9 protein-coding genes are annotated in these 8675 nt (G+C 64.7%); 8 read left to right on the forward strand and 1 reads right to left on the reverse strand.

Going from position 1 to position 8675, the window contains the following annotated elements:
• The 3 genes from MTBLM5_RS18565 to MTBLM5_RS18575 all read left to right on the forward strand — a co-directional run.
• A partial coding sequence (locus tag MTBLM5_RS18565) for a rubrerythrin family protein (RefSeq protein ID WP_173977533.1) occupies window positions 1–346 on the forward strand: 346 nt, incomplete at its 5' end.
• A 175-nt stretch (window positions 347–521) separates the two neighbouring features.
• Window positions 522–1544, forward strand: a complete 1023-nt coding sequence (locus tag MTBLM5_RS18570; RefSeq protein ID WP_173977534.1) for a heterodisulfide reductase-related iron-sulfur binding cluster — start codon at window positions 522–524, stop codon at window positions 1542–1544.
• Complete coding sequence (locus tag MTBLM5_RS18575; RefSeq protein WP_173977535.1) at window positions 1541–2128, forward strand: DUF3501 family protein; 588 nt, start codon at window positions 1541–1543, stop codon at window positions 2126–2128. Before MTBLM5_RS18570 ends, MTBLM5_RS18575 begins: the two co-directional genes overlap by 4 nt.
• A 59-nt stretch (window positions 2129–2187) precedes the next feature.
• On the opposite strand, the gene MTBLM5_RS18580 is transcribed toward MTBLM5_RS18575, so the two are convergent.
• Window positions 2188–2958, reverse strand: a complete 771-nt coding sequence (locus tag MTBLM5_RS18580) for a DUF4239 domain-containing protein (protein ID WP_254431129.1) — start codon at window positions 2956–2958, stop codon at window positions 2188–2190.
• 96 nt (window positions 2959–3054) lie between these two features.
• Between MTBLM5_RS18580 and MTBLM5_RS18585 the strand changes: the two genes are divergently transcribed.
• The 5 genes from MTBLM5_RS18585 (at window position 3055) to MTBLM5_RS18605 (ending at window position 8329) form a co-directional block, all read left to right on the forward strand.
• Entirely contained in the window at window positions 3055–3486 is a 432-nt protein-coding gene (locus MTBLM5_RS18585) for a response regulator (protein ID WP_173977536.1), read from the forward strand.
• A 372-nt stretch (window positions 3487–3858) separates the two neighbouring features.
• Window positions 3859–5214, forward strand: a complete 1356-nt coding sequence (glmM, locus tag MTBLM5_RS18590; protein ID WP_173977537.1) for a phosphoglucosamine mutase — start codon at window positions 3859–3861, stop codon at window positions 5212–5214.
• Between the two features lie 60 nt (window positions 5215–5274).
• Window positions 5275–6708 (forward strand): ATP-binding protein, encoded by a 1434-nt coding sequence (locus MTBLM5_RS18595; RefSeq protein WP_173977538.1) that lies wholly within the window; start codon window positions 5275–5277, stop codon window positions 6706–6708.
• Entirely contained in the window at window positions 6705–7508 is an 804-nt protein-coding gene (gene thiD, locus MTBLM5_RS18600; protein WP_173977539.1) for a bifunctional hydroxymethylpyrimidine kinase/phosphomethylpyrimidine kinase, read from the forward strand. Before MTBLM5_RS18595 ends, thiD begins: the two co-directional genes overlap by 4 nt.
• Window positions 7505–8329, forward strand: coding sequence for a PhzF family phenazine biosynthesis protein (locus tag MTBLM5_RS18605; RefSeq protein ID WP_173977540.1), 825 nt, complete (start codon window positions 7505–7507; stop codon window positions 8327–8329). Before thiD ends, MTBLM5_RS18605 begins: the two co-directional genes overlap by 4 nt.
• Window positions 8330–8675: the final 346 nt, after the last annotated feature.

The following is an 8675-nucleotide window of genomic DNA, read 5'->3' on the forward strand; positions in this document are numbered from 1 at the left end:
TGCCCTGTATTTTGCCCAGAAGGCCGACGTCGAGGGACATAACGACGTCTCGGCCCTGTTCCGCTCGACCGCCGAGGGCGAGACCGACCACGCTTTCGGCCATCTCGAATTCATCGAACCGGTGGGCGACCCGGCCACCGGCCATCCCATCGGCTCGACCGCTGCCAATCTGAAGGCCTCGGTGGCCGGCGAGACCCACGAGTACACCGACATGTACCCGGGCATGGCCCGAACCGCCCGCGAAGAAGGCTTCGACGAGATCGCCGATTGGTTCGAAACCCTGGCCAAGGCCGAAAAGTCCCATGCCGGGCGCTTCCAGAAGGCGCTGGACAATCTGGGCTCCTAGAGCGTTTTCACGCCAAGCGTGAACACGCGGACCAGCCAGAGCGGCGTCTGAGCGGCCCGGCACGGGCCAAACGTAAGACTCTAGACCGGTTTCCGCGTGGGCGGAAAACGGTCTGGATTTTCCCTGATCTGGCCCGGAGCTTCGGCTCCGGGTCGCTTGCCCGATGGAGGCGATCATGCGGGAAGGCAGTCTCGAGGCGCCCGTGCGCCACCCCTATGCCTGGAAGGATCCGGACTTCACCGATCCGGCGGCGCTGGATGCGGAAATGCGCCGGCAGTTCGAGATCTGCCATGGTTGCCGCCGCTGCTTCAATTTGTGCGATTCGTTTCCCCGCCTGTTCGACCTGATCGATGCCGCAGGCGACGCCGAACTGCCGACCTATGCAAGCGGCACCTTCCTCGGGCGGGCGCGGAAGACCAAGCCCGTCGTCAACACTCTGGCGCCGGCCTTCGGGCGCAAGGCGGTGCTGTTCTCGACCTGCTTCGTCAATTTCAACACGCCGTCGATCGGTACCGCCGCCTTGGCGGTGCTGGCCCATAACGGCGTCGAGGTCGAGGCGGTCCACCCCGAATGCTGCGGCATGCCGCAACTGGAACATGGCGACCTGGCCCGCGTCGGGGCCAAGGCGCGGCGGATCGCCAAGTTCTTGCTGGAATGGGTTGATCGGGGCTACGACGTCGTCGCCCCGGTGCCGTCCTGCGCCCTGATGATGAAGTTCGAATGGCCGCTGATCGAGCCCGACGACGCCGATGTCGCCCGCCTGGCGCGGGCCGTCTATGACGTCTCGGAATATGTGGTGATGCTGGCCCGCGACCATGGCTTGGCGTCCGGCCTGACGCCGATTGCCGGCGGTGTCGCCCTGCATGTCGCCTGCCATGCCCGTGCCCAGAATATCGGGGCCAAGGGGGCCGAGATGCTGCGCCTGATCCCCGACACCCCGGTCACCGCCATCGAACGGTGTTCCGGCCATGGCGGCGCCTGGGGCGTGGCGGTCGAGCATTTTCCGCTGGCTATGAAGGTCGGCCGGCCGGCGATGCGCCAGTTGAAGGATTCCGGCTGCGCCACCACCTGTTCCGAATGCCCGCTGGCCGGCGCCCATCTGGTCCAGGGCATGGCCGACATGGGCGGCGGCAGCAGCGAAGCCCGTCACCCGATCGAAATTCTCGCCCGTGCCTATGGATTGGAGAAAGCGTCATGAGCCCCCGCGTCCTCACCGCCGCCGACATCATGCCGATGGCCGCCTATGAAGCGGTGCGGGCCGACCGCCGCCGCGCCCTGATCGAGGCCAAGCGTCATCGCCGGCTGGCGGTCGGTCCCCATATGACGGTGCTGTTCGAATCCTACGACAGCATGTGGATGCAGGTGCACGAGATGCTGCGGGTCGAGAAGGGCGGTGACGCCCAGATTCCCGGCGAGCTCGAGGCCTATAACAGTCTGATCCCGCAAGGGGGCGAACTGGTGGCGACGGTGCTGATCGAAATCGACGACGAGCGTCTGCGCCGGGCCGTACTGGCCGATCTTGGCGGCATCGAACATTCGATGAGCATCGCCGTGGCCGGCGAACGGGTGGCCGGCATCCCCGAGGCCGACCTGGAACGGACCGACGAGACCGGCAAGGCGTCGAGCGTCCATTTCATCCATTTCCCCTTCACCCCGGCCCAGGTCGCCGCCTTTCGCGATCGCGCCAGCCGGCCGGTCTTCGTTGTCGACCACCCCCATTACGGCCATATGGCGATGATCGACGCGACCATGCAGGCGGCGCTGGCGGCGGACTTCGACTAGTGTCCTGCCCCAGAAATTCGCATGCGAGTTTCTGGGATAAGCAGGCCACCACACGAGGCCTATTTCAGCAGGGCCTGCAACGGCGCCGGCGAGGCGGCGCCCGGCGGCTGGAACGGGTTGCCCTGGATCAGCACGATGGCGGCGGTGGGGGCGGCGGCGGCGGCGAACAGGGCGATGGCCAGCAATTCGGCCTTGGGCTGATCGACATAGACCATGGCGATGGAAATCAGGGTCAACAGCCCCAGGAAGGCCATGCCCAGCCACTTCAGCGGATTGACGTGGGTTTGCGACAGGGCGATGCGGGTCTCGCGGGCGTCGCGGGCCTCCATCGCCTGTTGCAGCATCTGCGCGTGGGCGGCCGGCGCCAGGGCATGGGCGATGACCGGCCGCGACAATTCGGCCTGCAACACGGCCAGGGCATCGACGGCGGCGGCCGACGCGCGTCGGTTGGCCAGCAGGGGCCATTCCTCGGTGACGACGATGGCGACATAGCGCTCGATGGCCCGATCCAATCCGTCCCGGCTCGCTTCGGGCAGCTCGACCGCCAGGGCGCGGATGGTCCGCAGCGCGCCGGCCTCGTGATAGACCGCCGTCACCGCCCGGTCATGGGCGTTCCAGGTGTCGTTGGCCAGAAAGGCCAGGGTCAGGGCGAACAGGACGCCGACGACGTTGACGAAGGGCGGCGACAGGCCGCGGAAACTGGCGATCTGCGGCGCCAGCCGGGATCGGTGGGCCAGCCACAAAAAGGCCGCGGCCGCCGCCAGCGTGCCGAACAGCGCGACGGCCGCCAGCACGTAGTGATCGTGCGTACGGAGAAGTTCCAACATCATTCATCCCCCTTGTCGGCGCCGATGGTGCCCGCCGAGGCTTTGCTTGTCGAGGCCCTCCTTGGTATTCTCAGGCGTCGGCGAGTGGGGGAGCGGGGAATGCTGGAGAAGTTCGCGGGAAACGACACCATCGCGCTGGTGGTCGAGGACGAAGAGACCACCCGCGATCTGGTGACCCGATTGCTGACGGCGATGGGCGCGGCCGAGGTCCTGATCGCCGAGGAAGGCAGCCAGGCCCTGCGGCTGGTCTGCGAACGCCACCCCCACATCGTCATTTCCGACGTCGAGATGAAGCCGGTCGATGGCCTGGCCCTGCTGGGCGGCATTCGCGGCTCGATGGACCCGCAGGTGTCGTCGATCCCGGTGGTGATGTTCACCTCGACCCAGCAAGGCGAGGTGGCCAAGAAGGCCAAGGACCTGGGCGTCAACGGCTTCCTGGTCAAGCCGTTCAATCCGAAGGGCTTTTCCACGCATATTCGTGACGTTCTCGAAAAGAAGTCGTTTCTGATTCCGCCCGGATCGAAGAAATGACCGCTTTTGGGGCTCAGACCGTTTTCCGCCCGAGCGGAAACCGGTCTAGAATCTTACGTTTGGCCCGTGCCGGGCCGCTCAGGCGCCGCTCGGGCTGGCCCGCGTGTTCACGCTTGGCGTGAAAACGCTAGGTCAGCGGCAAGTCGGGTTTGACCGCCCAGGCGAGCACCACCAGCCCGGCCAGCGCGAACAAGGCGGCGATCATCAGACCGCTGACGGCATCCAGATAGTTGCGATTTTTACCCATGGCGGCCTCCCTTGGACCTTTTAGCGACAGGTGGGGCGCCGTCGCCTGACATACAACCCCTTCCCTTCGCGGGGGATTTGGGGCTATTCCCATGGGCCTGACCCGTAACAAGGACGTAATGCCGCATGAGCCGCAAGCTGTTCGGAACCGATGGTATCCGCGGAACCGCCAATGTCGACCCGATGACCGCCGAGACGGCGTTGAAGCTGGGCATGGCCGCCGGGCGTCACTTCACCCGTGGCGACCATCGCCATGTCGTGGTGATCGGCAAGGACACCAGGCTGTCGGGCTATCTGCTGGAGCCGGCGCTGACCGCCGGCTTCATCGCCGTCGGCATGGATGTGGTGCTGCTGGGGCCGCTGCCGACTCCGGCGGTGGCGATGCTGACCCGCTCGCTGCGCGCCGATCTGGGCGTGATGATCTCGGCCTCGCACAATCCCTATCAGGATAACGGCATCAAGCTGTTCGGCCCCGACGGGTTCAAGCTGTCCGACGAGGACGAGCTGACCATCGAGGGCAGCATGGAAAACGGGCTGGCCGCCTACCGGGTGGGCTCGGACCATCTGGGCCGGGCCCGGCGCCTGGACGACGCCGTCGGCCGTTATATCGAATATGCCAAGGCCACTTTCCCGCGCGGGCTGCGCCTGGACGGCCTGAAGATCGTCATCGATTGCGCCAACGGCGCCGCCTATAAGGTCGCCCCCACCGTGCTGTGGGAACTGGGGGCCGAGGTCATTCCGGTTGCGATTCATCCCGACGGCGTCAACATCAACCAGGATTGCGGCTCGCTGCATACGCAGACGCTGCAGACCCAGGTGGTGGCGCACGGCGCCCATCTGGGCATCGCGCTGGATGGCGACGCCGACCGCCTGGTCCTGTGCGACGAGAAGGGCACGGTGATCGACGGCGATCAGGTGATGGGCCTGATCGGCGCCTCGTGGGGGCAGGGCGGCCTGTTGAAGGGCGGCGGCATCGTGGCCACCGTCATGAGCAACATGGGCCTGGAAAAGTATCTGCAGGGCCAGGGCCTGACCCTGTTCCGCACCGCCGTCGGCGATCGCTATGTGCTGGAACGGATGCGGCGCGACGGCTTCAATGTCGGCGGCGAGCAATCGGGCCACATCATCCTGTCCGACCATTCCACCACCGGCGACGGTCTGGTGGCGGCGCTGCAGGTGCTGGCGGCCTTGGTGGGGTCCGGCAAGAAGGCATCCGAGATTTTGCATCTGTTCGATCCGTTCCCGCAGGTGTTGAAGAATGTCCGGGTGTCGGGCTCGCCGTCGGCGATCCTGGAGTCCGATGCGGTCAAGGCGGCGATCAAGGGCGGCGAGGGCCGCCTTGACGGCACCGGCCGGGTGCTGATCAGGAAATCCGGCACCGAGCCCCTGATCCGCGTCATGGCCGAGGGCGAGGACCAGACGCTGGTCACCCAGGTCGTCGATGACATCGTCGGGGTGATCCAGCAGGCGGCGTCGCCTTAATTCTGTTGTTTTCCCAAAGGTTTCCGTGTTAGGCAAAGTTGTCTTTGCTTAAGGTGTGCGATGCTGGAGATTTCCAAGAACGAAGTCCTGGACAGCCTGCGGGCTGAAAATCCCTGGTGGGAACTGGGTCGGATCGACCGCAGATACGAGGCGCTCCCGCGTCGGGCCTATTTCGACAGCTTCTTTGGATTGCTGGTGGAGCGGTCTATCCGGCGTGCCGTGGTCCTGATGGGGCCGCGGCGGGTCGGCAAGACGGTGATGATGCAGCAGGCGATCGGGCGTTTGATCCGCGATGGTGTTCCGGCAGCGTCCATCCTTTACGTCTCGGTGGATACTCCCACCTATTCCGGGATGGGGTTGGAGCGATTGCTCCGCCTGTTCCTCGACGCCAACGCCCTGGGCCGCGACGATGAGTGCTTCGTCCTGTTCGACGAGGTTCAATATCTGAAGGATTGGGAAACCCACCTTAAGGCCCTGGTCGATAAATATCCGATGGCGAATTTCGTAGCGTCCGGATCGTCGGCCGCCGCCCTGGCGCGGGCGTCCAAAGAATCGGGGGCGGGGCGTTTCACCGATTTCCATCTGCCACCCCTGACCTTCGCCGAATACCTGGCCTTCATGGAATGCGAGAGGTCGCTGGTATCCAGGCAGGGCGAAGAGTACGTATCGAACGATATTGCGGCTTTGAACCGGGAATTCATCAATTACATCAATTACGGCGGCTATCCCGAGGCGGTCTTCTCGGACCTTGCGCGTGACAATCCGGCCCGCTACGTCAAGAGTGACATCATCGAGAAGGTACTGTTGCGGGATTTGCCCAGCCTTTACGGGATCAGCGACGTTCAGGAACTGAACCGGCTGTTCACCAGTATCGCCTATAACACCGGCAATGCGGTCAGTCTGGAGAAATTGTCGCAGTCGTCGGGCGTATCCAAGCCGACGATTTCGCGTTATCTGGACTATCTCGAGGCCGCCTTCCTGATCGTTAGAGTGAGGCGCGTCGATGAAAAAGCGAACACCTTCGCCCGCGAGCGGGAGTTCAAGGTCTATCTGACCAACCCGTCGATGCGTGCCGCCCTGTTTCGTCCAGTGACCGAGGACAGCGAAAACGTCGGCAGCGTGGTCGAGACCGCCTTGTTCAGTCAATGGTTTCACTCGGACGGGTTCGCCAATCTGCATTATGCCCGCTGGAAACGTGGCCGAGGCAAGGGTGATGGCGAGGTGGACATGGTCTATGTCGATCCGGCGCACCTTGCCCCTCTCTGGGCGGTGGAAGCCAAATGGAGCGACCGGTTCCATGATCATCCGCGTGAACTGGACGGGCTGGTCGAATTCGCACGCAGGAACGACCTGGAAGAGGTCCGGGCGACCACCAGAACGAAGCAGGGCTTTACCAGGGTGGACGACATCGGCATCACCCACACCCCTGCCGCCCTGTATTGTTACCTGATCGGCAAGAATACCGTTGCCGCTCGCACCGGGAGGACATCATGAAAGGCCGCGTCCTGATCGTCGCCGGCTCGGACTCGGGCGGTGGTGCCGGCATCCAGGCCGACATCAAGGCGGTGTCGGCGCTGGGCGGTTATGCCGCCACCGCCATCACCGCCTTGACGGCACAAAATACCCACGGAGTGTTCGGCATCCATCCGGTGCCGCCCGATTTCGTGGCTTTGCAGATTGAGAAGGTCGCCACCGATATCGGTGCCGATTGTGTCAAGACCGGCATGCTGGCGACCGTCCCGATTATCGAGGCGGTGGCCGACGCACTGGAACGCTTCACCCCCAACGTGCCCCTGGTGGTCGATCCGGTGATGGTGGCCAAGGGCGGCGCCCCCTTGCTGGCCGACGATGCCAGTCAGGCGTTGGTCGAACGGCTGGTCAGCCGCGCCACCTTGATCACCCCCAACATCCCCGAAGCCGAGGTGCTGCTGGGCCGGCGCATCATGGGTGCCGGTGACATGGAAGCCGCCGCCCGCGACCTTCTGGCCCAGGGACCCGCGGCGGTTCTGCTGAAAGGCGGCCATCTGGACGGCGACGATCTGGTCGATCTGCTGGCCTGGAGCGGCGGCACCCGGCGTTGGGCGTCGAAACGCATCGATACAAGCTCGACCCACGGCACCGGCTGCACCTTGGCCTCGGCGATCGCCTGCTCCATCGCGCAGGGGCTGGGGCTGGAGGCGGCGGTCGATCGCGCCCGCGCCTATGTGCGCCGCGCCATCGAGACCGCGCCGGGGCTGGGCAGCGGCCACGGCCCCTTGAACCACATGCACACCGTCGCCGAGTTCACCCCATGAGCCATCGCCTGTGGCAGGTCGATGCCTTCGCCGAGCGTCCGTTCACCGGCAATCCGGCCGCCGTGGTCGTGCTGGATCGCTGGGCTGACGAGGCCTGGATGCAGGCGGTCGCCGCCGAGAACGCCCTGTCCGAAACCGCCTTCCTGGTCAAGGAATCTTCCGGCTGGCGGGTGCGCTGGTTCACGCCGACGGTCGAGGTCGCCTTGTGCGGCCATGCCACCTTGGCTTCCGCTTGGGTGGTGCTGACCCATCTGGAACCGGGCGACGCGGTCACCTTCGCCTCGCAAAGCGGACCTTTGCCGGTGACCCGCGACGGCGACCGGCTGGTGTTGGATTTTCCCGCCAACAAGCCGCGCCCGACCGTCTTCCCCGACGGCATCGACCGCATCGTCGGCGCCCCGGTGCGCGAGGTGCTGGCCACCCAGGACCATCTGCTGTGCGTGGTCGATGCGGCGGACATCGTCGCCCGGCTGACGCCCGACCTTGATCGGGTGGCGGCATTGAAGCAATGGGCGCTGATCGTCACCGCGCCGGGTACCGATCAGGTGGATTTCGTCTCGCGCTTCTTCGCGCCCCGAAAGGGCGTGCCGGAAGACCCGGTGACCGGCTCGGCCCATTGCGTGTTGGCGCCGTTCTGGGCCAAGCGGCTGGGCAAGGACAAGATGGTGGCACGCCAGGTGTCGGCGCGCGGCGGCACGCTGCACCTGGACATGGCGGGCGATCGGGTGCGGATCGGCGGACGCGTGGTGCCCTATCTGGACGGGACTATTTCCGCTTCTTTTTATCGCGCCGAGCCTAAAATCCGGATCAGCATTTCTTGATCGTCGTTGCCGTGCTTGACCTGGCAATCCATGGACCACTGGATCACGTCCATAGAAGATTAAAGGCTCAACCATCTCGTCGTAGAGGGCGGGAGTTCAGACACAGATGAACACAGATACCCGCTTCGCGGGACACAGATGAAATGAAAAGTAAATAATTTCATCTGTGTTTATCTGTGTTCATCTGTGTCTTAGAGCCGCGAGCATAAAGCCCGGATCAGCCTTTCTTGATTGTCATTGCCGGGCTTGACCCGGCAATCCATGGTGGCGAAGCTGCCTCCGGCAGCATGGACCCCCGGATCAAGTCCGGGGGTGACGGCAGAGGGTGTGAACCAGATTAAAGGCT

The sequence above is a fragment of the Magnetospirillum sp. LM-5 genome (assembly GCF_902729445.1).
GTDB lineage: Bacteria > Pseudomonadota > Alphaproteobacteria > Rhodospirillales > Magnetospirillaceae > Magnetospirillum.

Bases quoted from the DNA above. Each gene is read 5' to 3' on its own strand.
- MTBLM5_RS18570 (WP_173977534.1), top strand. From the start codon at position 522: ATGCGGGAAGGCAGTCTCGAGGCGCCCGTGCGCCACCCCTATGCCTGG.
- MTBLM5_RS18575 (WP_173977535.1), top strand. From the start codon at position 1,541: ATGAGCCCCCGCGTCCTCACCGCCGCCGACATCATGCCGATGGCCGCC.
- MTBLM5_RS18580 (WP_254431129.1), bottom strand. From the start codon at position 2,958: ATGATGTTGGAACTTCTCCGTACGCACGATCACTACGTGCTGGCGGCC.
- MTBLM5_RS18585 (WP_173977536.1), top strand. From the start codon at position 3,055: ATGCTGGAGAAGTTCGCGGGAAACGACACCATCGCGCTGGTGGTCGAG.
- glmM (WP_173977537.1), top strand. From the start codon at position 3,859: ATGAGCCGCAAGCTGTTCGGAACCGATGGTATCCGCGGAACCGCCAAT.
- MTBLM5_RS18595 (WP_173977538.1), top strand. From the start codon at position 5,275: ATGCTGGAGATTTCCAAGAACGAAGTCCTGGACAGCCTGCGGGCTGAA.
- thiD (WP_173977539.1), top strand. From the start codon at position 6,705: ATGAAAGGCCGCGTCCTGATCGTCGCCGGCTCGGACTCGGGCGGTGGT.
- MTBLM5_RS18605 (WP_173977540.1), top strand. From the start codon at position 7,505: ATGAGCCATCGCCTGTGGCAGGTCGATGCCTTCGCCGAGCGTCCGTTC.